The organism is Rhizobium laguerreae, from assembly GCF_019778565.1.
Taxonomy (GTDB): Bacteria; Pseudomonadota; Alphaproteobacteria; order Rhizobiales; family Rhizobiaceae; genus Rhizobium; species Rhizobium laguerreae.
Window position 1 is genome coordinate 367,108 of record NZ_JAAXQT010000003.1, and the last position, 25,893, is coordinate 393,000.

The 25,893-nt window shown below is 60.4% G+C and carries 24 protein-coding genes and 1 tRNA gene; 14 read left to right on the forward strand and 11 right to left on the reverse strand.

All coding sequences use genetic code 11. From position 1 onward, the window contains the following. Window positions 1–15: 15 nt before the first annotated feature. From HFO71_RS12380 to HFO71_RS12415, 8 genes are all read right to left on the reverse strand, one after another. Window positions 16–177: a hypothetical protein gene (locus HFO71_RS12380; RefSeq protein WP_017959744.1), complete on the reverse strand. Its 162-nt coding sequence runs from the start codon at window positions 175–177 to the stop codon at window positions 16–18. A gap of 101 nt (window positions 178–278) precedes the next feature. After that, on the reverse strand, window positions 279–1,115 hold the full coding sequence (locus HFO71_RS12385) for a helix-turn-helix domain-containing protein (RefSeq protein WP_077976105.1): 837 nt from the start codon (window positions 1,113–1,115) through the stop codon (window positions 279–281). A 51-nt stretch (window positions 1,116–1,166) separates the two neighbouring features. Continuing rightward, a complete protein-coding gene (locus HFO71_RS12390) occupies window positions 1,167–1,388 on the reverse strand; it encodes a DUF1127 domain-containing protein (RefSeq protein ID WP_029871484.1) in 222 nt (73 codons plus the stop codon). Window positions 1,389–1,478: 90 nt separating this feature from the next. Further along, entirely contained in the window at window positions 1,479–2,276 is a 798-nt protein-coding gene (gene iolB, locus HFO71_RS12395) for a 5-deoxy-glucuronate isomerase (protein WP_077976106.1), read from the reverse strand. Window positions 2,277–2,489: 213 nt separating this feature from the next. Then, window positions 2,490–3,410 carry a myo-inosose-2 dehydratase gene (gene iolE, locus HFO71_RS12400; RefSeq protein WP_077976107.1) on the reverse strand — a complete coding sequence of 307 codons (921 nt, stop codon included), beginning with the start codon at window positions 3,408–3,410 and terminating at the stop codon, window positions 2,490–2,492. Window positions 3,411–3,578: 168 nt separating this feature from the next. Further along, window positions 3,579–5,429 (reverse strand): 3D-(3,5/4)-trihydroxycyclohexane-1,2-dione acylhydrolase (decyclizing), encoded by a 1,851-nt coding sequence (iolD, locus tag HFO71_RS12405; RefSeq protein WP_077976108.1) that lies wholly within the window; start codon window positions 5,427–5,429, stop codon window positions 3,579–3,581. Window positions 5,430–5,632: 203 nt separating this feature from the next. Continuing rightward, window positions 5,633–7,567, reverse strand: coding sequence for a bifunctional 5-dehydro-2-deoxygluconokinase/5-dehydro-2-deoxyphosphogluconate aldolase (locus tag HFO71_RS12410; RefSeq protein ID WP_077976109.1), 1,935 nt, complete (start codon window positions 7,565–7,567; stop codon window positions 5,633–5,635). 92 nt (window positions 7,568–7,659) lie between these two features. Then, complete coding sequence (locus HFO71_RS12415; protein ID WP_017959750.1) at window positions 7,660–8,535, reverse strand: MurR/RpiR family transcriptional regulator; 876 nt, start codon at window positions 8,533–8,535, stop codon at window positions 7,660–7,662. A 207-nt stretch (window positions 8,536–8,742) separates the two neighbouring features. Between HFO71_RS12415 and HFO71_RS12420 the strand changes: the two genes are divergently transcribed. From HFO71_RS12420 to HFO71_RS12435, 4 genes are all read left to right on the forward strand, one after another. Further along, the gene (locus HFO71_RS12420; protein ID WP_077976110.1) at window positions 8,743–9,858 is read left to right on the forward strand and encodes a Gfo/Idh/MocA family protein; all 1,116 of its coding nucleotides are present in this window, start codon (window positions 8,743–8,745) and stop codon (window positions 9,856–9,858) included. Between the two features lie 87 nt (window positions 9,859–9,945). After that, complete coding sequence (locus HFO71_RS12425; protein WP_077976283.1) at window positions 9,946–11,163, forward strand: NAD(P)/FAD-dependent oxidoreductase; 1,218 nt, start codon at window positions 9,946–9,948, stop codon at window positions 11,161–11,163. A gap of 170 nt (window positions 11,164–11,333) precedes the next feature. Further along, a tRNA-Ser gene (locus HFO71_RS12430) sits at window positions 11,334–11,424 on the forward strand. Window positions 11,425–11,982: 558 nt separating this feature from the next. After that, entirely contained in the window at window positions 11,983–13,005 is a 1,023-nt protein-coding gene (locus tag HFO71_RS12435; protein WP_017959753.1) for a porin, read from the forward strand. Between the two features lie 100 nt (window positions 13,006–13,105). On the opposite strand, the gene HFO71_RS12440 is transcribed toward HFO71_RS12435, so the two are convergent. Both HFO71_RS12440 and HFO71_RS12445 read right to left on the reverse strand, forming a co-directional pair. Next, window positions 13,106–14,002: an alpha/beta fold hydrolase gene (locus HFO71_RS12440; RefSeq protein ID WP_077976111.1), complete on the reverse strand. Its 897-nt coding sequence runs from the start codon at window positions 14,000–14,002 to the stop codon at window positions 13,106–13,108. Window positions 14,003–14,067: 65 nt separating this feature from the next. After that, a complete protein-coding gene (locus HFO71_RS12445) occupies window positions 14,068–16,143 on the reverse strand; it encodes a lytic transglycosylase domain-containing protein (protein WP_077976112.1) in 2,076 nt (691 codons plus the stop codon). 214 nt (window positions 16,144–16,357) lie between these two features. On the opposite strand from HFO71_RS12445, the gene dapA reads away from it, so the two are divergent. Both dapA and smpB read left to right on the forward strand, forming a co-directional pair. Further along, window positions 16,358–17,242: a 4-hydroxy-tetrahydrodipicolinate synthase gene (gene dapA / locus HFO71_RS12450; RefSeq protein ID WP_077976113.1), complete on the forward strand. Its 885-nt coding sequence runs from the start codon at window positions 16,358–16,360 to the stop codon at window positions 17,240–17,242. 101 nt (window positions 17,243–17,343) lie between these two features. Then, window positions 17,344–17,823, forward strand: coding sequence for an SsrA-binding protein SmpB (gene smpB / locus HFO71_RS12455; RefSeq protein ID WP_003546925.1), 480 nt, complete (start codon window positions 17,344–17,346; stop codon window positions 17,821–17,823). A gap of 223 nt (window positions 17,824–18,046) precedes the next feature. Here the strand turns inward: smpB and HFO71_RS12460 are convergent, their stop codons facing one another. Further along, window positions 18,047–18,628 carry a LabA-like NYN domain-containing protein gene (locus tag HFO71_RS12460; protein WP_003546927.1) on the reverse strand — a complete coding sequence of 194 codons (582 nt, stop codon included), beginning with the start codon at window positions 18,626–18,628 and terminating at the stop codon, window positions 18,047–18,049. Window positions 18,629–18,926: 298 nt separating this feature from the next. On the opposite strand from HFO71_RS12460, the gene rpoZ reads away from it, so the two are divergent. From rpoZ to era, 8 genes are all read left to right on the forward strand, one after another. Next, a complete protein-coding gene (rpoZ, locus tag HFO71_RS12465) occupies window positions 18,927–19,331 on the forward strand; it encodes a DNA-directed RNA polymerase subunit omega (protein WP_017959757.1) in 405 nt (134 codons plus the stop codon). Between the two features lie 203 nt (window positions 19,332–19,534). Next, window positions 19,535–21,769: a RelA/SpoT family protein gene (locus HFO71_RS12470; protein ID WP_017959758.1), complete on the forward strand. Its 2,235-nt coding sequence runs from the start codon at window positions 19,535–19,537 to the stop codon at window positions 21,767–21,769. Window positions 21,770–21,954: 185 nt separating this feature from the next. After that, window positions 21,955–22,104 (forward strand): DUF3563 family protein, encoded by a 150-nt coding sequence (locus HFO71_RS12475; RefSeq protein WP_003558084.1) that lies wholly within the window; start codon window positions 21,955–21,957, stop codon window positions 22,102–22,104. Between the two features lie 161 nt (window positions 22,105–22,265). Further along, on the forward strand, window positions 22,266–22,856 hold the full coding sequence (locus HFO71_RS12480; protein WP_077976114.1) for a DUF2062 domain-containing protein: 591 nt from the start codon (window positions 22,266–22,268) through the stop codon (window positions 22,854–22,856). 38 nt (window positions 22,857–22,894) lie between these two features. Then, window positions 22,895–23,299: a holo-ACP synthase gene (gene acpS, locus HFO71_RS12485; RefSeq protein ID WP_077976115.1), complete on the forward strand. Its 405-nt coding sequence runs from the start codon at window positions 22,895–22,897 to the stop codon at window positions 23,297–23,299. Between the two features lie 138 nt (window positions 23,300–23,437). After that, window positions 23,438–24,181 carry a signal peptidase I gene (gene lepB, locus HFO71_RS12490; RefSeq protein WP_077976116.1) on the forward strand — a complete coding sequence of 248 codons (744 nt, stop codon included), beginning with the start codon at window positions 23,438–23,440 and terminating at the stop codon, window positions 24,179–24,181. Next, on the forward strand, window positions 24,178–24,897 hold the full coding sequence (gene rnc, locus HFO71_RS12495; RefSeq protein ID WP_017959762.1) for a ribonuclease III: 720 nt from the start codon (window positions 24,178–24,180) through the stop codon (window positions 24,895–24,897). The genes lepB and rnc overlap by 4 nt, the downstream gene beginning before the upstream one ends. Before the next feature lie 7 nt (window positions 24,898–24,904). Continuing rightward, window positions 24,905–25,846 (forward strand): GTPase Era, encoded by a 942-nt coding sequence (era, locus tag HFO71_RS12500; protein WP_003546943.1) that lies wholly within the window; start codon window positions 24,905–24,907, stop codon window positions 25,844–25,846. The last annotated feature ends 47 nt before the right edge of the window (window positions 25,847–25,893 follow it).

Sequence of the window (25,893 nt, forward strand, 5' to 3'; positions counted from 1 at the left end):
TTTTGCCTGGAATCGTCATTCCTTGCCTGCCGAAGCGGCCGATGTTGCGGCTTCCGCCTCGTTCAGCGCCTCGGCGCATTCCTGGCAGCAGACCTCGACAGCTTTGCCGCCAAGCTTGACGGTGATGGTCTCCGCACCGAGTTCGCAGTCGCAGGCGGCGCATGTGGTCTTCTTCATCTGAGGATCCTCCGTTAATCGTCCCGCGATCGGGACAAGCTCATAAGATCATCGAAGACCGCATCGTCGCTGTCGAAATCTTTAGCGATTGATGGAAGCTTTTACCTGCGTCGCAGCTGCGCCGCGCGCTGGAATTCGGCCGGAGTCTGCCCGAAAGACTGCTTGAAGGAAGCGCTGAAATGGCTATGGCTGGAGAAGCCGAGATCGAGACCGAGCGCGGTCAGATCCTCATACTGGCCAAGCAGATCGAGCGCGCGGGCAAGCCGCAGCCGCAGCTGGTAGCGGTAAAGTGGCGTCGCCTCGACCTGCTGGAAGACCTGGGTGAGATAAACGGGCGAGACGCCCACTTCGGCGGCGATTTCCGAAAGCGTCCAGCGCCGCGCGAGATCGGAGGAAAGCACCAGCTTTGCCCGGTCGACGAGTTTCTGCCGGCCGGCGCTGGCGCCCGCCGCATGCGATGTGCGCTCGCCGAGTGAGCGGCGCACCAGCGTCAGCGCCAATATTTCCGCTTCCAGCGTTTCGGCGACGTTGCGGCTGAGACCATGACGCAGGAGCGCAACCAGCGCCTGTGCGCGCGGATCGATCCGCCGGCGCTGGCGGCGGAAGGAAAAGGGCGGGCCGGGCTGCGCCTGCTCCTTCGGCGTAAGCTCTTCAAGCATGGATTCGTCGATCGCCAGATCGATGCAGGCGTCGCCACCCTCGATAGGGTGGCTGATCCGATATCCCTGGCCGGCATTGAAGAACAAGACCTGATTGGCTTCGGCCACCGTATCATTGCGGCCGACATGCCGCATGAAGACGCCGCGATAGGGATAGACGAGGCTCGTCCTGTGGGCGCATTCCTCGTCGCTCTTATGACGGCACTCGCCATTGCAGACGATGTCACGAATAGTGACCATCTTCGTTTTCAGAAGCGGTGCCGTTGAGAACTGCGACATTGCATATTCCGTATCAGACAGGCCAGAACCGACCGTACTTATAACAGCACTTTAGTAACGGCTGTAGACGTGAACATCGCTTTCCGTCTGCCCCCTGGAAAGGCCGACATCCTTCAGCTGTTCGTCGGAAAGCTCCATCAACGCATTCAGGTTGCGTCGTTCGTTTATTTTGCGCGCCAGCCAGCGCGCCGCCCTGATTGCGGCAAGGACCAGGCCTGGTCGCGTAAGAGAGCGAATATTTCGCGCCGGTATCGTGAAATTCGGGCTGTGCATGGTGATCCTCCATCCGTGTTTTGGATGGAGGCAGTGAACCATCAGCGGCGGTTTCGCGCTGTCAGATTATTTAGCGATCGGAGGCGACGGTTATGCTTTCAGCAGCCACTCGTGCTCGGCGGCATTGTGGAATTTCCAGATCCGCTGCGGTCCGGCCATGACGTTGAGGTAGTAGAGGTCGTAGCCATGGCAGGCGGCGCAGGGGTGATAGCCCTTCGGCACCAGCGTCACATCGCCGTCCTCGAGCGCCATTGCCTCGTCGAGCGAGCGATCGTCGGTATAGACGCGCTGAAAAGCGAAGCCCTGCGGCGGGTTGAGGCGATGGTAATAGGTCTCTTCCAGGAAGCTCTCGTTCGGCAGGTCGTCCTGGTCGTGTTTGTGCGGCGGATAGGAAGAGGTGTGTCCACCTGGCGTGATCACCTCGACGACCAGCAGCGAATGCGCCGAGCTGTCGTCTTCCGGCATGATATTGTTGACATAGCGCACATTCGTGCCCTTGCCGCGCGTCACCTGCGGATGCGTGCCGGGCGGGATGGCCTTTGCCTGATAGGTGCCGCCGCCGGGTGCGGAGCAGACCGCGAGCTCCAGATCGGTCTCTGCCGTCACCGACCATGTCGATTCCATCGGGATATAGAGGGCATGCGGCGCGCCTTCGAACGGATTCATGCGGCCGCCGAGCGTGCCGAAATCCTTGGTGCCGGCCGATGCCTTGCCTTTGCCGGTCACCCAGACGAGGCAGACTTCGCGATCGCCCGTCTCTCCCGAGACGGTTTCGCCCGGCTTCATCCGATGCAGATCGAAGCCGACATAGGTCCAGCCGGCGCTTTCCGGGGTGACATGCGTGACGCGGCCATGCGTGCCTGATGGTTTCACCTTGAGATTTGGCATTGGTGTTTTCCTTGTAAATTGGCGTGTGCGGCCCCCTTGCTCATCCGGCTGCCGCCACCTTCTCCCCGAGTGGAGAAGGGACATGCCGCGCCGTTCCATTCCCCCTTCTCCCCACGGGGAGAAGGTGCCCGAAGGGCGGATGAGGGGGCTACTTGCTCCAGCAGTCCGGAAAGACCAACTCCTTGTGGGAGGAATCTCCGGGCAAACAGTTCTCTACGATCCCTTAGGAAAGCCTTCCGTTTCAACGGTATAGCCCGCAGCCGTCATGACGCGCATCAACTCGGCGTGGCCGATCTCGGCCATTTTCTGCGGCGGGGCCTTGCGCGGATCCTGTTCGGCCTCGACGACGAACCAGCCTTCATAGCAATGATCGGCCAGCCTCTGGACGATGGCGCCGAAATCGAGCGAGCCGTCGCCCGGCACCGTGAAGGCGCCAAGTGCCACCGCATCGAGGAAGGACTGCCGGCTGCGGTCCAGCCCATCCACCACAGGCTTGCGAATGTCCTTGACGTGAACATGGTTGATACGGGCGTGGTGGTTCTCGATGGCACGCAACACGTCGCCGCCGGCAAAGGCCAAATGCCCGGCATCGAGCAGCAGCGGAATGCCTTCGCCCGAATGGCGCATGAAGGCGTCCAGTTCCGGCTCGGTTTCGACGACGGCGGCCATGTGATGGTGGTAGGAGAGCGGCATGCCCTGCTCGGCGCACCATTCCCCGAATTCCGTGACGCGACGCGCATAGTCCTTCATCTCGTCATCGGAGAGGCGCGGCTTGGTCGCGAGCGGCTTGGAGCGGTCGCCCTGGATGGAGCGACCGACTTCGCCATAAACGATGCAAGGTGCATTGACCGCCTTGAACAGCGCGATCATCGGCGCGATGCGGTCCTTGTTGGCGGCAAGCTCCTCATTGACCAGCGTGCCGGAGAACCAGCCACCGCACAGCGTCACGTCGGCGGCGCGCAGAATGGGCAGCATCACCTCGGGATCGTCGGGGAAGCGGCGTCCCTTTTCCATGCCGGTGAAACCGGCACTGCGCGATTGCCGCAGGCATTCCTCCAGGGACACATCGTCGCTGAGCTCAGGAAGATCGTCGTTCCACCAGGCGATGGGCGACATGCCGAGTTTGGCCTTCATCAACATTCTCCTTAAAAGCATTGCGGAAGAGCCGGGACGCTCTTCCGAGAAATCATAGCACTACAGCGCCGCGCGTCTTTTCAGACGCGCAAAGGACGCTGTAGTACCTCGAATTGCTGCATAATTTTGTCCTTAAATCGGTCCCGATTTAAGGAATTATGCAGTAGATTAACCGATGCGCTGGGCGGCGCGTGCTTCGACATAGCCCTTGCGCGCTTCGTTGACCTCTTCGCGGGGGCTGACCTCAGGTACCGCGACATCCCACCAGTGGCCGCCGGCCTCGGTGGTAATGAGCGGATCGGTGTCGATGACGAAGACCGAGGTGCGGTCGTTCTTCTTCGAGGCGGCGAGCGCCTGCTCCAGCTCCATGATCGATGCGACCTTGACGGCGATGGCGCCCATGCTTTCGGCATGCGCGCGGAAATCAATCTCCGGCATCACCTCGTGATAGGAGTCCTTCAGCAGATTGTTGAAGTTGGCGCCGCCGGTCCCCATTTGCAGCCGGTTGATGCAGCCGTAACCGCGATTATCGAGCACGACGATGTTGAGCTTGAGGCCGAGCATGACCGAGGTGGCGAGCTCGGAATTCATCATCATGTAGGAACCGTCGCCGACCATGACGACGACATCGCGTTCCGGACGCGCCATCTTGACACCGAGGCCGCCGGCGATCTCGTAGCCCATGCAGGAAAAGCCGTATTCCATGTGATAGCTGCCGGGCGTGGTGGCCGGCCACAGCTTGTGCAATTCGCCGGGAAGGCCGCCTGCGGCGCAAAGCACCGTCGTATTCTCGCCGCCGATCGTGCGCGCCACCGCGCCGATCACCTGCGCATCGGAGGGCAGGGCGGCATTGGTCGTCGCCATCGCCCTGGCCGCGGTCTCCATCCAGATCTTTTTCTCCGCCGCTGCCTTCTCGGCGAGGGCTGCCGGCGCCTTCCAGCCGGAAAGCCCTGCCGAAAGCGCCTTCAGCCCTTCGCGGGCGTCAGTCACCAGCGGATGGCTGTCGTGCTTCACCGCGTCATAGGCGGCGATATTGAGGCCGATCATCTTCAGGCTGTCGTTCTTGAACAGCGCCCAGGAGCCGGTGGTGAAATCCTGGCAGCGGGTGCCGACGGCGATGACGAGGTCCGTCTCTTCGGCGATCGCATTCGCCGCCGAGGTGCCGGTGACGCCGACCGAACCAAGCGCCAGCGGATGGCTCTCGTTGATCGACGATTTGCCGGCCTGGCTGACGACGACCGGAATGTCGTGGGCCTCGGCAAAGGCGGCAAGCTCCTTCGTCGCCTGCGAATAAAGCACGCCGCCGCCGGCAATGATCACCGGCTTCTGCGATCCCTTGATCAGCGCGATGGCATTTGCGAGCTCATCCGCATCCGGCTGCGGCCGGCGGGTCGCCCAGACTTTTTCCTCGAACAGGCTTTCCGGATAATCATAGGCCTCCGCCTGAACGTCCTGGCAGAGCGACAATGTCACCGGACCGCAATCGAGCGGGTCGGTCAGGACCTGCATGGCGCGCTTCAGCGCCGTGATGATCTGCTCGGGCCGGGTGATGCGGTCAAAATAGCGCGAAACCGGACGGAAGGCGTCATTGGCCGAAACCGTGCCGTCCCCGAAATCCTCGATCTGCTGCAGCACCGGATCCGGCGCGCGGTTGGCGAAGACGTCGCCCGGCAGGAAGAGAACGGGGATACGATTGACATGCGCCACGCCGGCAGCCGTCACCATGTTCAGCGCCCCGGGCCCGATCGAGCTGGTGCAGGCCATGAAGCGCGTGCGGAAATTCGCCTTGGCATAGGCGATCGCGGCATGCGCCATGCCCTGTTCGTTGTGGGCGCGATAGGTCGTCAATTCCGCGCGCACCTGATAGAGCGCTTCGCCGATACCGGCGACGTTGCCGTGACCGAAGATCGCCCAGACGCCGCCGAAGATCGGCACTTTCTTGCCGTCGACGATCGTCATCTGTACTTTCAGGAAATGCGCGACGGCCTGCGCCATCGTCAACCGTATCGTCTTGCCCATCGGGTCCTCCCGCAATCTTTCTTTTCGCATTTTTCCTTCCCCAACTCCTCCCCACAAGGGGGAGGGGCTAACCTGCCGGGCTCTCTACATTCTCGCCGCAATGTCTCCTCCAAAGGGAAGCTTGCTGATGGCGTGAGGCGGTGCTCCGGGTTAAGTCCCTCCCCCTTGTGGGGAGGGGTTGAGGAGAGGTCTCAATTCTAAGTCTATTGATGTCCGCGCGTCTTCAGCCACGCCTCTGTCAGTTGCCGGAAGCGGCCGGCCATATCGGCGATCGCTTCCTCGTCGTTCATTTCACCTGAAAGCCAGGCGCGCGCCGGATCGGCAAAGATCGTCCGGCCGACGGCGAAACCCTTCACGGAGGGAGCTGCCAGCGTCGCCTCGAAGCAGGAGATCAGCTCGTCGGCGGGCGCCTCGAGCCCCAGGAGCACGATACCGCGGCACCATGGATCATTTTTGGCGATCACCGCATCGATCTTCTTCCAGGCTTCACGGGATGCCTGCGGTTCCAGCTTCCACCAGTCCGGCTTGATGCCGAGCGCATAGAGTTCCTCCAGCGCGGTTGCGATCGTGTCGTCGGTGAGCGGCCCGTTCTTGCCGGCGATGATCTCCACCAGCAGCTCGCGGCCGACCTTGCGGGCGGCCTCGAACAGCGTCCGCAGCTTCTCCTGCTGCTCCGTCTTCAAGTCAGCCGGATCATCAGGATGATAGAAGCACAGGCATTTGATGCAATGACCGAGCGGCCATTCGACGAGCTGCGAGCCGATATCCTGGCTGAATTCGAAGCGCAGCGGCTTCGAGCCCGGCAATTCCACCGGCCGTCCGATCCAGGAGAAATTCTTCGTCGCCGCATCGAAGAAAGCGTCGCGGCCGAAGCGTTCGTCGATCAGCATGCCGTAGCCGTCGCGGCCGTTCGAAACCCGCGCCGCTGCCGCCACCGCCAGCCGCTTGAAGGCGACGATCTTCTCATGGCCGACGCCGAGCTCATCGGCGACGCTGACGAGCTGCGAACGGTGGTCGATCGCCAGCGCCATCAAAAGCGGGATTTCGCCGCGCCGGGTCGATGCCCAGTGGATATGGTTGAGCGCCTCGTCCTTGCGCAGCGCCCGCTGTTTGCTGCCGGTCGTCAGGAAGAAGTCGAGTTCCGCCCAGGTCGGATATTCCGGCGAGCAGAGCAGGCGGGAGACGGCGAAGGCGCCGCAGGCATTGGCCCAGGTGGCGCAGGTCTTCAGCGGCTCGTCGCGCAGGAAACCGCGCAGGAAGCCGGACATGAAGGCATCGCCGGCGCCCAGCACGTTGAAGACCTCGATCGGGAAACCCTGGCCGATGATGCCGGCTTCGAGATCGTCGGCGATCGGCCCGTCATAGACGATGCAGCCCATGGCGCCGCGCTTAAGCACGATCGTCGCCGGCGACAGCCGACGGATCTCCTTCAGCGCGCCGAGCACGTCGTCGGCGCCGGAAGCGATCAGGATTTCCTCTTCGGTGCCGACGATGAGGTCGCAATCCGGCAGCGTCTCCTTCATCTTCGAGGAGACCCGGTCGGATTTCACGTAGCGTTCGAAGCCTTCCGCATGGCCGGCAAGGCCCCAGAGGTTCGGCCGGTAATCGATGTCGAAGATCACCTTGCGGCCGTTCGCCTTGGCGATGCGGATGGCTTTGCGCTGCGCGGCCTCGGTATTCGGCCGCGAGAAATGCGTGCCGGAAACAAGAACGGCGCGCGACGATCTGATGAAATCTTCGTCGATATCACCTTCATCGAGCGCCATGTCGGCGCAGTCCGACCGATAGAAGATCATCGGCGACACGCCCTCGGCTTCGACTGCCAGCAGCACCAGCGCCGTCAGCCGCTCCTTGTCGGTGACGATGCCGTCTGTCGCGACACCTTCGTGCGCCGACTGCTCGCGGATGAAGCGTCCCATCTGCTCGTCGCCGACGCGGGTGATGAGGCCGGATTTGAGGCCGAGCCGTGCCGTGCCGATGGCGATATTGGCCGGGCAGCCGCCGACGGACTTGGCGAAGGAGCCGATATCCTCAAGCCGCGAACCGATCTGCTGGCCGTAAAGATCGACCGAGGAACGGCCGATGGTGATCACATCAAGCGCCGGCTCCGGCTGTGAACCCGGATTCGATTGTACCATGATGTCCTCCCGCTAGATTTTGCGCGGCTTCCAGTGCCTGCGAATTTTCAATAATGAAACATCGGTTCCGATATTTTGTCAATTCGGAATGTTTATTCCATTTTGCCTTTTGCAGGTTTTGACTGCTGACTCTTGCGCCGCCGTTCGGCGATTGCAACCGGTAGTGCCATGGTGAGCGCCATCGAGGCCGAAAGTGAGCGGAAGCCGGCGAAATCGGCTTCCGCCACTTCGAACCAGTGCGTGGCGCAGGCGGCAAGCGGCGAGAAGGCCGAATCGGTGATCGCGATGACGGGGACGCCGCGGTCGGCAAGCTCCTGGCTCTGATTAAGGCTGTCGGCGGCATAGGGCGAGAAGCTTGCCGCGATCGCTGCGTCTTTCGGTGTTGCGAACTGCACCATTTCAGGGTCGACGCCGTTTGGCGAGGCGACGATCTGGTGGCGGATATTGAGCTTGGAAAAAGCGTAGGTCATGTGCGCCGTCAGCGGGTAGGAGCGCCGTTTGGCGATCAGATAGATCGTCTCGGCGCTGGCAAGGATATTCACGGCTTTCGTAAAAGTATCGCTCTGCACCGTCGCCGCCAGCCGGTTGACCGACTGGTTAGCCGCGGCAATGAAGCCGGAGAGCAGATTGGCGTCCTCATCGTCGCCGCTCGATTGCTCGAGCGTGACGAGGCGCTCTTCGTAGCTTAGCGTCCGGTCCCGCAATCTTTCGCGAAAGATGCTCTGCAGGTCGGAAAAGCCGCCGTAACCCAGATGATGCGCCAGGCGCACCAGCGTCGACGGCTGGACATCGGAGGCGGCCGCGATGCTCGCCGTCGTGCCGAAGGCGATTTCGTCGGGATTGCCGAGCGCGAAGGCGGCGACCTGCGCCAGCCGCTTCGGCATGCTCGCCTTGCGCTCGATGATGGTGCTGCGCAGGCTTTCGAAATCGCGCGGCACGCGCGCGTGCCTCTGGGAATCGTTATCCATGCTTACGGCTCACGAGATGAAACAAATATTCCATATTATCGAACATAAACGATTTCAAACGACACGGCTAATTGTTTTTAATCCCCTGTAATTGAAGGCTTTTGGACAGTCTGGTCGGGATGGGCGCAAAAGTGCCTGTGGCTGGGTCCCTTGTCAAAATGATCCAAATATTCCAAAAATCCGCGCACAGCTCTGGAGGAGACGGAAATGAAGCCACTCGGCATCGGTTTGATCGGCACCGGTTATATGGGCAAGTGCCATGCATTGGCGTGGAATGCGGTGAAGACGGTGTTCGGCGATGTCGAGCGTCCGCGTCTCGTGCATCTGGCCGAAGCCAATGCCGGGCTTGCTGAGGCTCGTGCCGGTGAATTCGGTTTCGAGAAGGCAACGGCCGACTGGCGGGCGCTGATTGCCGACCCCGAGGTCGACGTCGTCTCCGTCACCACGCCCAATCAGTTCCACGCCGAGATGGCGATTGCAGCCCTTGCAGCCGGCAAACATGTCTGGTGCGAAAAACCGATGGCGCCGGCCTATGCCGATGCCGAGCGCATGCTGGAGACGGCGAAGAAATCAGGCAGGGTTGCCGTCCTTGGTTATAATTACATCCAGAATCCTGTCATGCGGCATATCAGGACGCTGATTGGCGAGGGCGCCATCGGCACGGTCAACCACATCCGCGTCGAGATGGACGAGGATTTCATGGCCGATCCGGATGTCTTCTTTTATTGGAAGAGCGAGCTTTCCGCCGGCTACGGCGCGCTCGACGATTTCGCCGTGCACCCGCTGTCGCTGCTCTGGTATCTCTTCGGCCATGTCGAGGCCGTCATAACGGATATGGTCAAACCCTATGCCGACCGCCCGCTAAGCGAGGGCGGTCGCCGTGCCGTCGAAAACCACGATGGCGCCAACGTGCTGATGCGGCTTGGCGGCGGCATCTCCGCCGTGCTGATGGCGAATCGCGCCGCCTGGGGTCGCAAGGGCCGCATTGCGCTGCAGATTTTTGGCTCGACAGGCTCGATCGTCTACGACCAGGAGCGGATGAACGAATTCGAGCTCTATCAGGCCGACGGCCGTGGCTCCGAGCAGGGCTTCCGCAAGATACTGGCGGCCCCCGCCCATCAGCCTTATGATCGGTTTATCCCGGCACCAGGCCACGGCCTCGGCTTCAACGATCTGAAGATCATCGAATGCCGTGAGCTGATCCGGGCAATATCAGGCGAGCCGTCGTCGATCGTGACATTCGAAGACGGTCTCAGGATAGAGAAGTCGGTGCATGCCATGGCACAGTCCTTCCACGAGCGCCGCTGGATCGAGATCGGCTGAATGTAAGAGGCCGCTTTCCGTTGACGGGGCGTGGGGTAGGGAATAGGCCTTGGCGTGGGCGTCGGGCGCAGCTTCAGGAGTGAGATCGTGACGGATAGACTGGTGATCATCGGCGCGGGACAGGCCGGTTTCGCATTGGCAGCCAAGCTGCGTGCGTTGAAGGATACGCGCCCGATCACCCTCATCGGCGCAGAGGATGTCGCTCCCTATCAGCGCCCGCCGCTTTCGAAAAAATACCTGCTCGGCGAAATGGCTTTCGACCGCCTTCTGTTCCGCGCCGAGCACTGGTATGCGGACAATGACGTCGATCTTCGCCTTTCGACCTGGGCCGAGCAGATCAAGCCGGACAGTAAGCAGGTTCTGCTGCAGGACGGCTCCGTTCTTGATTACGGCACGCTGGCGCTCGCCACCGGCTCGACGCCGCGCCGGCTGCCGGCCGCAATCGGCGGCGATCTCGAAGGCGTTTATGTCGCCCGCGACAAGCGCGATGCCGATCTGCTCGCTGACGAGATGCGCCCCGGTCGCCGCGTCCTCATCATCGGTGGCGGTTATATCGGTCTCGAGGCGGCGGCCGTTGCCCGCCATCGCGGCCTGGAAGTCACCGTCATTGAGATGGCCGACCGCATCCTGCAGCGCGTCGCGGCGAAGGAGACCGCCGACATCATGCGCGTGATCCACGAGGCCCATGACGTGGTGATCCGCGAGAAGACAGGGCTCAAGCATCTGATCGGCAAGGATGGCCGCGTCACCGGCGCCGCACTTTCCGACGGATCGGTCATCGACATCGATTTCGCCGTCGTCGGCATCGGCGTCGCCCCGAACGATCAGCTTGCCAAGGAAGCCGGCCTCGAAGTCGCCAACGGCATTGTCGTCGACGAATTCGCCCGCACCTCCGATCCGGCGATCTTTGCGGCTGGCGATTGCGCCGAACTTCCCTGGCAGGGCGGACGCATCAGGCTCGAATCGGTGCAGAACGCTGTCGACCAGGCCGAAGCGGCGGCAGCCGTCATCGCCGGCGGCAACGAGCCCTATGATCCGAAGCCGTGGTTCTGGTCCGACCAGTATGACGTCAAGCTGCAGATCGCCGGCTTCAATCTTGGTTATGACGAGACGCTGCTGCGCTCCGGCGCCCGCGAAGGCGCGCATTCGGTCTGGTACTTCAGGGAGGGCCGGCTGATTGCCGTCGATGCGATCAACGACGCGAAGGCTTATGTGACCGGCAAAAAACTGCTGGAATCCGGGACCAATCCCGATAAATCGATTCTCGCCGACCCTTCTGCCGACCTCAAGAGCCTGCTCGGTTGAGTTCGGCTCCTTCATCGAAGAGAACGAAGCGCGATCAAATTCCGCGGATTTCGCCAGGAAATGCGGTTTGTTTGCGCAACCGGCTGAATTGCCAGCTCGCTGCATTTCTTCTGGTGAAAACTCAAAAAACCCTTGCATTCACAGACCGGTCACCATAGTTAGGCCGCACCGGAGAGGTGGCCGAGTGGTCGAAGGCGCTCCCCTGCTAAGGGAGTATACGTCAAAAGCGTATCGTGGGTTCGAATCCCATCTTCTCCGCCATTCCGATTTCCTGAGCGTGCGTCGATCGTTAGTTTCTGCTGGGAATCATGTTCGCTTAGTCGGCTAGGCCGGGCGCCGAAAAAATCTCTCTACCCCAAGTGAGAGAATCGCCTGCGGGAATCACCTCCCGCGCTCAAGCCACTGACAGGTGGCGAAAGCGGATCGGTGCACGTCCGGTTACGCTTCCGGCAATCATGAATCCCTCGCAAGAGCCGCACTTTGTCAAAAAAGTGTCACGAATGTGTCGCCAAGCGCATGTCCAAATCTTTGTTGGCTTGACCTAAGCCTCCGCAAAATCACGGTTTTCTTAACGAAGCATAAAGGAAATCGAGGCCGGTTGCCCGACTTGTGTCCTTTCAGCAACAGAATGTCGGGAAGGCTCCTTCAAATCCCCTGTCCGAGTAAGTTGGTGATTGCGTGACGGCTTCCGTCTTGTATTTTCAGCGTCGGAAGCAAGGGCGACTGATCGTCCACTTCTTGAAACACGGGGATGGGGCAGGGAACGCTGCTCAGCGAAAGATCCCAAACCCGATCGAAACTTTGAATTGGAGGTCATTTATGAACATCAAGAGCCTTCTTCTCGGCTCCGCTGCTGCTCTCGCAGTAGTTTCCGGTGCTCAGGCTGCTGACGCTATCGTTGCTGCCGAGCCGGAACCGGTTGAATATGTTCGCGTCTGCGACGCTTACGGCACCGGCTACTTCTACATCCCGGGCACTGAAACCTGCCTCAAGATCGAAGGTTACATCCGTTTCCAGGTTGATATTGGTGACCAGCCGCTCAACCTTTCGGCAGACAACGACTCCGATTGGGACGCAAGAACTCGCGGCCAGGTTCAGTTCACGGCCAAGAGCGACACCGAGTATGGTCCGCTGACCGGCGTCATCGTCATGCAGTTCAATGCTGACAACTCCTCGGAACAGGAAGCCATCCTCGACTCCGCTTACCTTGACATCGCCGGCTTCCGCGCTGGTCTGTTCTACAGCTGGTGGGACGATGGTCTCTCGGGCGAAACCGACGACATCGGCTCGCCGGTCACGCTGCATAACTCCATCCGTTATCAGTATGAAACCGACGCCTTCTACGCTGGCATCAGCGTCGATGAACTCGAAGACGGCTTCTACAAGGCGGACGAAGAACCCAACAACGTTGGCGTTGCAGTCGGTCTCGGCGGCAAGGCTGGTGCGTTCAGCTACCAGATCACTGCCGGCTACGACGTCGACAATGAAGAAGGTGCTGTCCGTGCAATGGGTACGGCTGACATCGGTCCTGGTACGCTCGGCCTCGCTGTTGTATACGCTACCGGCCCGAGCTCCTACTACACCGCGGCTGAATGGGCTGTCGCTGCCGAATACGCTATCAAGGCAACCGACAAGCTCAAGATCACCCCTGGTGTGCAGTACTACAGCAACTACGGCGTTGTCGGCGACGACTTTGCTGATGGCGATGCCTGGAAGGCTGGTCTGACGGTTGATTACCAGATCGTCGACAACTTCTATGCCAAGGCTTCGGTTCAGTACCTCGATCCGGAAGATGATGACGACTCCACTTCGGGCTACTTCCGCCTGCAGCGTTCGTTCTAATCTGATCTGACTTCGGTCAATCAGGAAAGCCCGGCTCTCGAGCCGGGCTTTTTGTATTTGGACGAATGGCCCATTGTACCAGCTGACCAATTTCCTGAGGTTATCGGCGGGTGGCGAGAAAAGCTCGAATTGTCGTGGGGATATTGCCGAGGTGCAGGAGCGGGGCATGTCCTTGTCCTTCGGCAGCATGAAGGATCAACCGCGAATGCCGCCGTGCCATTTCGCCGGCGGTTTCCTGTGAAAGCAGCAACGTACTTTCACCGCGGATCAGCATGACCGGCAACCGGCTCAGGCTTTCGAATTGTCCCCAGAGATCAGGCAACGACTGGCTGAAATCGATCGATTTCAGTGCCTCTGCGATCGCCGGGTCGAAGTCGGCGACCGGCCGTCCACCTATATCGCGATAAAGGGCAAGCGCCATCTCGCGCCAGTCTTCCTCTGCAAGCGCGGCAAACGACGCGCCATGATTTTCCTTCAATATATCGGCCGCCTCGTTCCAGTCCGCCGGCTTCCTGCCGCCGTTGAGGTAATCGCGGATCCGCGCCAGCCCCTCAGCCTCGAGCACAGGCCCGATGTCGTTGAGGATGACGGCTTCGAGAAGATCCGGCCGTGTCGCCGCGATCAGATGCAGGATCAGCCCGCCCCGCGACGTGCCGATGAAGATCGCCCGCTCGATGCCGAGTGCTGCGCAGGCGGCAAGGACGTCGCCGGCCTCGATGGCGAGATTGTAGTTCGCCTTGTTCTCATCCCATGCCGAGTTTCCCCGTCCGCGCGAATCGAGCGCAATCACTCTGCGAGGCATTGTTGTGTCCCGGGAGAGAAGCAGTGCAAGCGGATGAAAATCCCGCGTATTGCGGGTCAGGCCGGGCAAGCAGATCACCGGCAGCCGTCCGGCGGCTGCCGCCTGGTCTGGTCGGTAGTCGCGGGCATAAAGCCTTAACCCATCAGAAGACGTGTAAAATCGTTCCTGGAAACCGCCTGCATCCATATCCGGCATCGCATCCCTCGAGATCTGTTTGATCCCGAAGATGTAGCTTGCTTTTCAAGTCGCGCCAAACGGCTTCAGGAGGCGCTGCGTCCGCCGATCAGGTCGCGCTCGATATCGGTGGGTTGGCCGAGACGGGCTTTATAAACTTCGTAGTTCTCCATCACCCGCTGTACGTAGTTGCGCGTTTCGGGGAAGGGGATGCGCTCGATCCAGTCGACGATCTCGTCGATCGGCCTGCCGCGCGGATCGCCGTAGCGGCCGATCCATTCCGGCACCCGCTTCGGCCCGGCATTATAGGCAATGAAGGTGAGGATATAGGAGCCGCCGAAGGCGTCGATCTGCTCGCCGAGATAATGAGCACCGAGTGTCGCGTTATAGCCGGCATCGGCCGTCAGCTTGTCTTTGGAAAAGGCGATGTTGTGGCGCTTGGCCACCGCCTGGGCTGTTCCCGGCAGAATCTGCAGCAGGCCGCGCGCGTTCGCCGCCGATACGGCGGCTGGGTTGAAGGCGCTTTCCTGCCGGGCGATGGCATAGGCGAGCGCCTTGCCGGAGCCTGTTATGTTGGCGTTCGCCGGGATTACGCCGACCGGAAAGGCAAGCGCTGCGACATCGATGCCGCGTCCATAGGCGATCTTTCCGATCTGCAGCGAGAGATGATGATCGCCGGATTGCTCGGCCCGTGCCGCAAGGACAGCCAATTCACCGGGGCTTTGCAGTTGATCGGCGAGCGCGAGATAGAGAATGGCGGCCCGCCATCCATGGCCGGCGGCCTCCAGCCGGGCGATCGCCTGCACGGCTTCGCGTGCCTGGAAGCGCTGCCGGTCGGCCGTGCTCGGTGCGGGATAGGTGACGTTAAGCGTCTTTCGCCCCAGCCTTTCGGCCGCGAGCTGTCCATAGAAGGTGCCGGGAAAATTCGCGGCCTTCGCATAGAGTTCGCTGGATTTGCCGGGGCCTCCGGCCTCCGCTGCTCGTCCCAGCCAATACCAGGCGCGTGAAACCGAGATCGGTCCGTTTGATGTCTGGAGGATCTTGCGGAAATGTTTTTCCGCCGTTGCCGGGTCCCGCAGGCCGCGAAGCGCGTACCATCCGGCATGGAATTCAGCCTCGACGATATCCGTCGGGCTCGTTGCGGCGTAGTTTGCGACGATGCGATAGGCAGGCTTGAACTGTCCCTGGTCGACGAGACCACGGCTGATGATGCGCTGCTCGTTCCACCATTCGCCGGAATTGACGAGTTCGCTACGCTCGGGCGGCATCTGCTCCAGAAGCACGGCCGCTTCGGCATATTTGTCTTGCTTGCGTAGATATTCGATCCGCGCAAACAGCAGGCCGGCATCGCCGCGCCATTTCGCATCGACGGCGTTGAGCAGCGCGCCGGCATTGCCGGCTTTGGCGTCGACTGCAGCCCAGGCCGTGTAGAGCGACTGCGCCTGGCCCATGTCTCCGAAGCGCTTGGCCTGCGCCACCCGGCCGCGATACATCAGATAGTCCATCCGCGCCTTATGGTCGGCAGGCGTCAACAGCGCGGAAAACTCGATGAGGATCTTGTCCTCGGTCGCCTTGTCGAGCGCCTCTACGCGCCAGACCTTGCGGATATATTTCGCCGCCTGCGCCTGCTTGCCTGACGCAACCAGCGCCCGGCCGAGGATGACGGCGCCCTGCATTGTCTCGGGCGCGGTATCGCCGAAGGCGGCGAGCACGGCGGAAGGGGCGGGATTTTCATCATAGATCGCGCGTTCGGAATAGGCGCGCAACCGCGAAAGACCCGGCCAGCCCTTGAGCTCTTGCGCGGCGCTGGCGATTTCAAAAGAAGGAACGCCCTTCAATCCGGAAACGGCGATCGCCCAGGTGAGGATATGGCGGTCGAGCGTCCCGTCGCGCATGCTGTCACGGATCGAAAGTGCCAGCTGCGGATCCTTGTCGGAAAGCGCGTCGAGGCCGGCCTTCAGGTCGCCATTGACGGGCGCGATGGCCGGATTGCGCGGAATAGCGCCTGTCGTGATCGATTCCGGTATGGCTGTCTCGGGAATGAAGCCGAGCGGCTTGACCTCAGGCATGGAAGTGCTCTCGCCGGGAAGCGGCGACGCAACGCTGCCCCACGCAGCGGCAATGAAGCCGAAGGCGGACAGAATCAGGACAGCTTTCTTCATCCGGGATCTCGCAATGAAAACACGCCTTGCCATTAGGCTAGAGGCATCTTAACGAAACCTTACCGTACCAGGTAAAATTCATTCACATCTGCTATCGGAATTTGCCCTAAACCGAACTCTACGCGCTTGTCGCGATGATTTCGGCGCTCTATGGTGCGCAACTCTTATTCATGGAATGCGGCCGAAGCAAGGATTTGGTCGTGAGGAGCTTTGCATGTTCAATGGGTCCATTCCCGCCCTCGTCACCCCCTTCACCGATGCCGGACTGATCGACGAAGACAGCTTCGCCGCTCATGTCGACTGGCAGATCAAGGAAGGCAGCGGCGGTCTCGTTCCGGTCGGCACAACCGGCGAATCCCCGACGCTGTCGCATGCCGAACACAAGCGGGTGGTGGAACTCTGCATCGAAGTTGCCGCAAAACGCGTTCCCGTCATGGCCGGTGCCGGCTCGAACAATACGCGTGAGGCGATCGAACTTGCCCAGCATGCCGAAAAGGTCGGTGCGAACGCCGTGCTGGTCGTCACCCCCTATTACAACAAGCCGACGCAGAAGGGTTTGATCGCGCATTTTTCGGCGATCGCCGAGGCCGTCGATCTGCCGATCTATATCTACAATATCCCCGGTCGCTCGGTGGTCGACATGACGCCCGAAACGATGGGTGCGCTCGCCAAGGCGCATAGGAATATCGTCGGCGTCAAGGATGCGACGGGCAAGATCGAGCGCGTCTCCGAACAGCGCATCAGCTGCGGCGCGGATTTCAGGCAATTGTCAGGCGAGGATGCGACGGCGCTTGGCTTCAACGCCCATGGCGGCGTCGGCTGTATTTCGGTGACGGCGAATGTCGCCCCGCGTCTCTGTGCCGACTTCCAGGCGGCGACGCTGGCCGGCGACTATGCCCGCGCCCTGGAATATCAGGATCGGCTGATGCCGCTGCACAAGGCTATCTTCCTTGAGCCGGGTCTTTGCGGCGCCAAATACGGGCTCTCCAAGCTCGGCCGGATGAGCCGCAACGTTCGTTCGCCGCTGCTTTCGACGCTGGAGCCGGCAACGGAATCGGCGATCGACGCCGCGATGCGCCATGCAGGCCTGCTGAACTGACGAGACCGGCCGTCTTCACAAGACGGGGTCTCTCCCTTACATAGAGGGCAAGGAATGAGGGCGCGGCTTTTCGCGCCCTAAAAAGCAATTGGAATATCGTCATGGCCCCCAAAGGCAGCCAGCGCGTGGTGAATAAGGTCGTGGCCGAAAACCGCAAGGCCCGCTTTAACTACGAGATCATCGATACTTACGAGGCCGGCATCGTGCTGATGGGCACGGAGGTCAAGTCGCTGCGCGAAGGCAAGGCCAATATCGCCGAATCCTACGCCTCGGATGAGGGCGGCGAGATCTGGCTGATCAATTCCTATCTACCGGAATATCTGCAGGCCAACCGCTTCAATCACGAACCGCGCCGCCGCCGCAAGCTGCTGCTGTCGGGCCGTGAAATCCATCGCCTGCGCTCTGCCATCAACCGTGAAGGCATGACGCTGATCCCGCTGAAGATCTATTTCAATGATCGCGGTCGGGCGAAGATGGAACTGGCGCTCGCCAAGGGTAAGAAATTGCACGATAAGCGCGAATCCGAGAAGGAGCGCGATTGGAACCGGCAGAAGAGCCGCCTGCTGAAGGCTCATGGTTGACCGCGCTAAAGCATGTCGCGCAAAAGTGTGCGGCGGTTTTGCGACAACGGCATGCGTAAAAACAAAGACTTAAAGCGCAAGAAGCGAATCTGGAAGATCGCGGCGCGCTTTAGGTCCGATCACGCTGCAATCGGCCGCTGTCGCGTATCGTCCATGTAAAGGCGTGGCCACGCGAGGAGCTGGCCGCCGCGCCCTGCATAATTCAAAGTGTTACAGTGAGAGATCAGTCCTCGAAATCGCTGGCCGGCGCGACTTCGGCCGGGCGTGGCGCCCGCTCGGAAGGATCGCGACCGATCTCAGCCTTCAGAGACAAGAGATCGATGAAATGATCGGCCTGGCGGCGCAGGTCGTCGGCAATCATTGGTGGCTGGGTCGCCATGGTTGATATCACCGAGACCTTGCGGCCTCTGCGCTGCAATGCCTCGACCAGGTTGGTGAAATCGCCGTCGCCCGAGAAGATGACGAGATGATCGACCGTTTCGGATTGTTCCATGGCATCGATCGCAAGCTCGATGTCCATGTTGCCTTTGATCTTTCGGCGCCCCATGGAATCCGTGAATTCCTTGGCGGGCTTGGTGACGACTTTGTAGCCGTTGTAGTCGAGCCAGTCGATCAGCGGCCGGATCGACGAATATTCCTGATCTTCGATCAGAGCGGTATAATAATACGCGCGCAGCAGATATCCGCGTTTCTGGAATGCTTTCAGGAGCTTGCGGTAATCAATGTCAAAGCCGAGGCTCTTGGATGCAGCGTAGAGATTGGCGCCGTCAATGAAGAGTGCAATTTTTTCGCGTGGGTCAAACATCGCTTACCAATCCAATGAGAGCAATCGAAATCCGTATGGGTCAAACTTCAATAAAAACAATAGCTTGTGTTTCGATTTCGATCTGATCCTTTACTTTATGAATTATTCATATATGAAAGATTTAGGGCACGATTCGACATATTCCAAGCAACCTTCGGTGGAATTATGACATTCTCCATGGAAATCTAGCTCAGCCGCGGATAAAGACGAGGGGAGCCGGAACGAAAAACTTGTATTTGCCCGGTTTTAATTGTATCGGGCGTGTTAATCCCGAAATGACGACCGTAAAGGACAGGCAATGGCCCGTGTCACAGTTGAAGATTGCATCGACAAGGTGGAGAACCGCTTCGAGCTGGTTCTGCTCGCCAGCCACCGCGCCCGGCTGATTTCCCAGGGTGCCTCGATCACCATCGATCGCGACAACGACAAGAATCCTGTCGTGGCCCTGCGCGAAATCGCCGACGAGACGCTTTCGCCCGATGACCTCAAGGAAGATCTGATCCATTCGCTGCAGAAGCACGTCGAAGTCGACGAGCCCGAGCCCGACCCGGCAAGCATGATCGCCGCCGGCGGTGCCACTGCGGCCGACAGCGAAGAGCAGGACGACGTGCCGGAGACGATCACTTTCGACCAGATGTCGGAAGAAGAGCTGCTTGCCGGCATCGAAGGCCTTGTGCCGCCGGAAAAGAGCGACGACTACTAAGCGCACCGGCCGGATCTCCGTCGCATCGGTCAGATGCAATCCCGCGGTCGCATTGATGCGATCCGAAAAAAGCTGCATGCGACGCAAAAGAGCGACGATTACCAATCGTCAATCTTGCACCTTTATTGCTTAGGCATATTATTGCCCATGTGTGCGCCAATCGTTGATTGGCGCGCTTTTATTTTTATCGGAGTGGCTTTGGAATGATGCGGCAGTACGAGCTCGTGGAGCGGGTTCAGCAATACAAGCCCGATGCCAATGAAGCACTGCTGAACAAAGCCTATGTTTACGCCATGCAGAAACATGGCCAGCAAAAGCGCGCGAGCGGCGATCCCTATATTTCCCATCCGCTCGAGGTCGCCGCCATCCTCACCGACATGCATCTCGATGAATCGACGATCGCTGTCGCCCTTCTGCATGATACGATCGAGGATACGACGGCGACACGCGCCGAGATCGACGAACTCTTCGGCGAGGATATCGGTCGCCTGGTCGAGGGTCTGACGAAGATCAAGAAGCTCGATCTCGTCACCAAGAAAGCCAAGCAGGCGGAAAATCTGCGCAAGCTGCTGCTCGCCATTTCCGACGATGTGCGCGTGCTGCTCGTCAAGCTTGCCGATCGCTTGCACAATATGCGTACCCTCGATCACATGTCGGCCGACAAGCGTGCCCGCATTTCCGAGGAGACGATGGAAATCTATGCGCCGCTCGCCGGCCGCATGGGCATGCAGGACATGCGCGAGGAACTCGAGGAACTCTCCTTCCGCCATATGAACCCGGAAGCCTACGAGACCGTCACCAAAAGGCTGGAAGAGCTTTCGAAGCGCAACGAGGGCATCGTCAAGAAGATCGAGGCCGAACTGCGCGACCTTCTGGTCGCAAGCGGCCTGACGAGCGCCTATGTCAAGGGCCGGCAGAAGAAGCCCTATTCCGTCTTCCGCAAGATGCAATCGAAGTCGCTTTCCTTCGAACAGCTTTCCGATGTCTACGGCTTCCGCCTGATCGTCGAGGACATCCCGTCCTGTTACCGGGCACTCGGCATTGTCCACACGCGCTGGCGCGTCGTGCCCGGCCGCTTCAAGGATTATATCTCGACGCCGAAGCAGAACGATTACCGTTCGCTGCACACCACTATCGTCGGCCCCTCCAGCCAGCGCATCGAACTGCAGATCCGCACCAAGCGCATGCACGAAATCGCCGAATTCGGCATCGCCGCCCACACGCTCTATAAGGACGGCGCCACCAATGCCGATGGCGATATTCTTTCCCGCGAATCCAATGCCTATTCTTGGCTGCGTCATACGATCGAGGCCCTGGCCGAGGGCGACAGCCCGGAAGAATTCCTCGAACACACCAAGCTCGAGCTCTTCCAGGACCAGGTCTTCTGCTTCACGCCGAAGGGCAAGTTGATCGCCCTGCCGCGCGGCGCCACCCCGATCGATTTCGCCTATGCGGTGCACACCAATATCGGAGATACGACAGTCGGCGCCAAGATCAACGGCCGCATCATGCCGCTGGTGACGCGACTTGCAAATGGCGACGAGGTCGAGATCATCCGCTCCGGCGTGCAGGTTCCGCCCGCCGCCTGGGAGGAGATCGTCGTGACCGGCAAGGCGCGCGCCGCCATCCGCCGCGCCACCCGCATGGCGATCCGCAAGCAATATGCCGGCCTCGGCCACCGCATTCTCGAGCGCACCTTCAACAGGGCCGGCAAGATCTTCTCGCGCGAGGCGATGAAGCCGGCGCTGCACCGTCTCGGCCAGAAGGATGTCGAGGATGCGATCGCCGCCGTCGGCCGCGGCGAGATGTCCTCGCTCGACGTGTTGCGCGCCGTCTATCCCGATCATCAAGATGAGCGCGTCACCGTGAAGCCCTCCGGCGATGATGGCTGGTTCAACGTTCGCAGCGCCGCCGGCATGATCTTCAAGATCCCCGGCAAGACCAAGACAGGGCACGACGGCGGCCATTCGGAAATCGACGCCGATGCCGATATCGGGCCGATCCGCGGCCTGTCCGGCAATGTCGACGTCAAGTTCGCGCCGACCGGCGCCGTGCCCGGCGATCGCATCGTCGGTATCATGGATCAGGGCAAGGGCATCACCATCTATCCGATCCAGTCGCCGAGCCTGCAGCGCTTCGACGATCAGCCCGACCGCTGGATCGACGTGCGCTGGGACCTCGACGAAGCCAACAAGTCGCGTTTCATGGCGCGCATCATGGTGAATGGGTTGAATGAGCCCGGCACGCTTGCCAAGGTCGCCCAGACGGTCGCAGGCCTCGACGTCAATATCCGCTTGCTGAACACGGTGCGAGTGGCGGCCGATTTCACCGAAATGATGCTCGAGGTCGAGGTCTGGGACCTGCGCCAGCTCAACCAGTTGCTCGCCCAGATGAAGGAACTGGATTGCATCGCCACGGTCCGGCGCCTCTACGACTAAAGCTTTTGTTAAGCCCCTCCAGAGGGTTGGGCGAAAAATTGCACATTTTATAATCGGAGCAGCGCATGAGAGGGGCAAGCGGTGCACTCAGCGCATGGCTGTCTCCATATTGCGGCGGTAGTAATTAACCTGTGCCGGGCCTATCTTCTGGTCATCGAAACGTAAACAGAAGATGAGACAAGATAATGTTTGACCCTATCAAGAAATTCGCTCGCGCCTTTCGCGCTCCGACCACGCAGGAACGTGAAATGGCATATTTGAATGGCTCGCTCGATCGTATCGATCTCGAGTTTCGTCAGCGCCAGGTCGATCGCGGTCTGTTCCGTAATCGCTGATAATGGACTTTATACTTGAGGTAAGTGAGGGACGTTATGCATAACGGACGCCCCTCGGCATGAAGAAGCTCCTCTTCGCAGCGAGAATTGAGGGGCGGTTTTTGGAGCGGTATCATTTGCCGCTCTTGTCATGGTGGTTTGCGCTGCACTAAATACCGGCCATGTTGTTTCGCCGTCGCAAGCCTGCGGGATTCAAGGAAAAGATGCGGGAGCTTTTATGGCCTCGCAAAGGGTTCCTTCGCCCGATCCGTTATCTGACAATGCGCGTCCTGCGCCTGAGCGCTTCGCCGCATGCGGTTGCCGCCGGCGTCGCTGCGGGTGTCTTCGTCTCGTGGACGCCGTTCATCGGCGTGCATTTCGTCATGGCTTTCGTCATCACCTATTTCCTCTCCGGTAGTATGGTGGCCGCCGCCCTCGGCTGCGCCGCCTTCGGCAATCCGCTGACCTATCCCTTCATCTGGGGCATCACCTGGGAAATCGGGCATCTGCTGTTGAGCCGCGAGGATCAACTGGCTGGTCAGACGGTGGATCTCGCCGCCCTTTTCCACAAGCTGAACTTCACCGAATTATGGAAGCCGGTGCTGGAGCCGATGCTGGTCGGCGCTATCCCGCCGGCGATCGTCACCTCCGTTGCGCTCTACGCGCTGACATTATACACCGTGAAGGTTTTTCAGACGCGCCGCCATATACGGCTGATGGAGCGGGCGCGCCTGCGTCTTGCCGTTCCAGCCGGCGACATGCCGAGCGTATGAACCCGATCAAGAATTCTTAAGCGACGGAAGGGGCCGGCATGATCATCGGCATTGGCAGTGATTTGATCGACATTCGCCGTGTCGAGAAATCCATCGAGCGCTTCGGCGAGCGCTTCACCCATCGCTGCTTCACCGAGATCGAGCGCGCGCGTTCCGACAGGCGGGCAAACCGTGCCGCATCCTATGCCAAGCGTTTTGCCGCCAAGGAGGCCTGTTCCAAGGCGCTCGGCACGGGCATGGCGCAGGGCGTCTTCTGGAAGGACATGGGCGTCGTCAACCTGCCGAGCGGCAAACCCGCCATGCTTTTATCAGGCGGCGCCGCCCTGATCCTCGAATCGCTGCTGCCTGCGGGCCACAGGCCCGCCATTCATTTGACAATAACGGATGATTATCCCTTGGCGCAGGCTTTCGTCATTATCGAAGCGTTGCCCTTGAGCCTCTGATCGCGCGACCTCGGGAGCTGTTGATCGCGACCTCTCGTCGCTTTTGATGTTGTCGCCATTGCCGCAACCGGCCGAAGCCGCTAGAGAGAACGACAGAAAGAATTGCGCCGCCGCGGCGTCTTGAAGGAATAAGACTGCGTGTCCGAAAAAGTCGAAGCCAAGCCGAACGCCCTCTGGGAAAATATCAAAGTTATCATCCAGGCGCTGATTTTGGCGATGGTGATCCGAACGGTGCTGTTCCAGCCCTTTACCATTCCGTCCGGTTCGATGATGCCGACCCTGCTTGTCGGCGACTACATCTTCGTCAACAAGTTCGCTTACGGCTATTCGAAATATTCGCTGCCCTTTTCGCCTGATATCTTCAGCGGCCGCCTGTTCGGCGCCGATCCGAAGCGTGGCGACATTGTCGTCTTCCGTTTCCCGCCGAACCCCGACATCGATTACATCAAGCGCTGCATCGGCCTGCCGGGCGACCGTATCCAGGTTACCGACGGCGTGCTCTACGTCAACGGCAAGCCGGTTCCGAAGGTGGCGGACGGTGCGTTCACTTCGGATTACAAGCTCGACCCGGGCGAGGACGTGCCGGTATTCCGCGAAACGCTTGACGACGGCAAGTCCTACGACACGCTCGATCAGTCTCGGGTGTCGCGTGGTGATAACACCCGCGAGTTCATCGTGCCGGAAGGCCATTATTTCATGATGGGCGACAATCGCGACAACTCGCTAGACAGCCGCTTCGACGTCGGCTTCGTGCCCGCTGAAAATCTTGTCGGCCGTGCCAGCGTCATCTTCTTCTCGCTCGGCAACGACACCTCCTTCCGCGAAATCTGGAAGTGGCCGACGAACATGCGTTGGGACCGCCTCTTCAAGGTTGTTGAATGAGTAAGGCGCAGACGCTTTCTGCGGCGGACCGCGCAAAGCTTGAGGGCCTGATCGGTCATGACTTCGCTGAAAAGGAACGCCTGGATAGCGCGCTGACCCATGCCAGCGCCCGTACCGAAAAGGGCGGCAATTACGAACGGCTGGAATTCCTCGGCGACAGGGTCCTCGGGCTCTGCATCGCCGAGCTTCTGTTCCGCACCTTTGGCACGGCAGGAGAAGGCGAGCTCTCGGTTCGCCTCAACCAGCTCGTCAGCGCCGAAACCTGTGCTGCGGTCGCCGACGAACTCAATCTTCACCTCTATATCCGCACCGGCGCCGATGTGAAAAAACTGACCGGCAAGCGCATGATGAATGTGCGCGCCGATGTCGTCGAAAGCCTGATCGCCGCGATCTATCTCGACGGCGGCCTCGAAGTCGCCCGCCGCTTCATTCTGCGTTACTGGCAGGGCAGGGCGGTGCGGGCCGATGGCGCCAAGCGCGACGCCAAGACCGAGCTGCAGGAATGGTCGCACGCGAAATTTGGTGTCACGCCGATCTACCGGGTTGATGAACGCAGCGGACCGGATCATGATCCGCGCTTCAAGGTGACGGTGGAAGTTGCTGGCATTAAGCCCGAAACCGGCGTAGAGCGGTCGAAGCGTGCCGCCGAACAGGTGGCGGCAACGAAGATGCTCGAGCGCGAAGGCATTTGGCAGCAATCGCCTGCCGGAAACTGACGGGACAATGACACAAGAAGAAGAGATCGCGGCCGAAGCTGCCGCAGAAACCAATGGTCCGACGCATTCGGGCTTTGTCGCGCTGATCGGGCCGACCAATGCCGGCAAGTCGACGCTGGTCAACCGCCTCGTCGGCGCCAAGGTCTCGATCGTCAGCCATAAGGTGCAGACGACGCGGGCCATCGTCCGCGGCATCGCGATCCACGACAATGCCCAGATCGTCTTCATGGATACGCCTGGTATCTTCAAGCCGCGCCGCCGGCTTGACCGCGCCATGGTGACCTCGGCCTGGGGCGGTGCGAGGGATGCCGATCTGATCGTGCTGCTGATCGACAGCGAGCGCGGCCTGCGCGGGGATGCCGAAGCCATCCTCGAAGGCCTCAAGGAAGTCCGGCAGCCGAAGATCCTGCTGCTCAACAAGATCGACCGCGTCAATCGCGAGGATCTGCTGGCGCTGGCCGCTGCCGCCAACGAGAAGATCGCTTTCGATCGCACCTTCATGATCTCCGCCGAAAACGGCTCCGGCTGCGACGATCTCATGGACTATCTGGCGAAAACGCTCCCGGAGGGGCCGTGGTACTATCCGGAAGACCAGATCTCCGATCTGCCGATGCGCCAGCTCGCTGCCGAGATCACCCGCGAGAAGCTGTTTCTGCGCCTGCACCAAGAGCTCCCCTATGCCTCGCATGTCGAGACGGAGACGTGGGAAGAGCGCAAGGACGGCTCGGTGCGGATCGAGCAGGTGATTTATCTCGAGCGTGACAGCCAGAAGAAGATCGCGCTCGGCAAGGGTGGTGAAACCATCAAGGCGATCTCGACTGCTTCCCGCAAGGAATTGTCGCAGATCCTCGAACAGCCGGTCCATCTCTTCCTGTTCGTCAAGGTTCGCGAGAATTGGGGTGATGATCCCGAGCGGTTCCGCGAAATGGGTCTCGATTTCCCGAAATAAGCATGGCAAGGATTTCGTCGGGTTGGCGCCAGCCCTTTGTTTCCGCA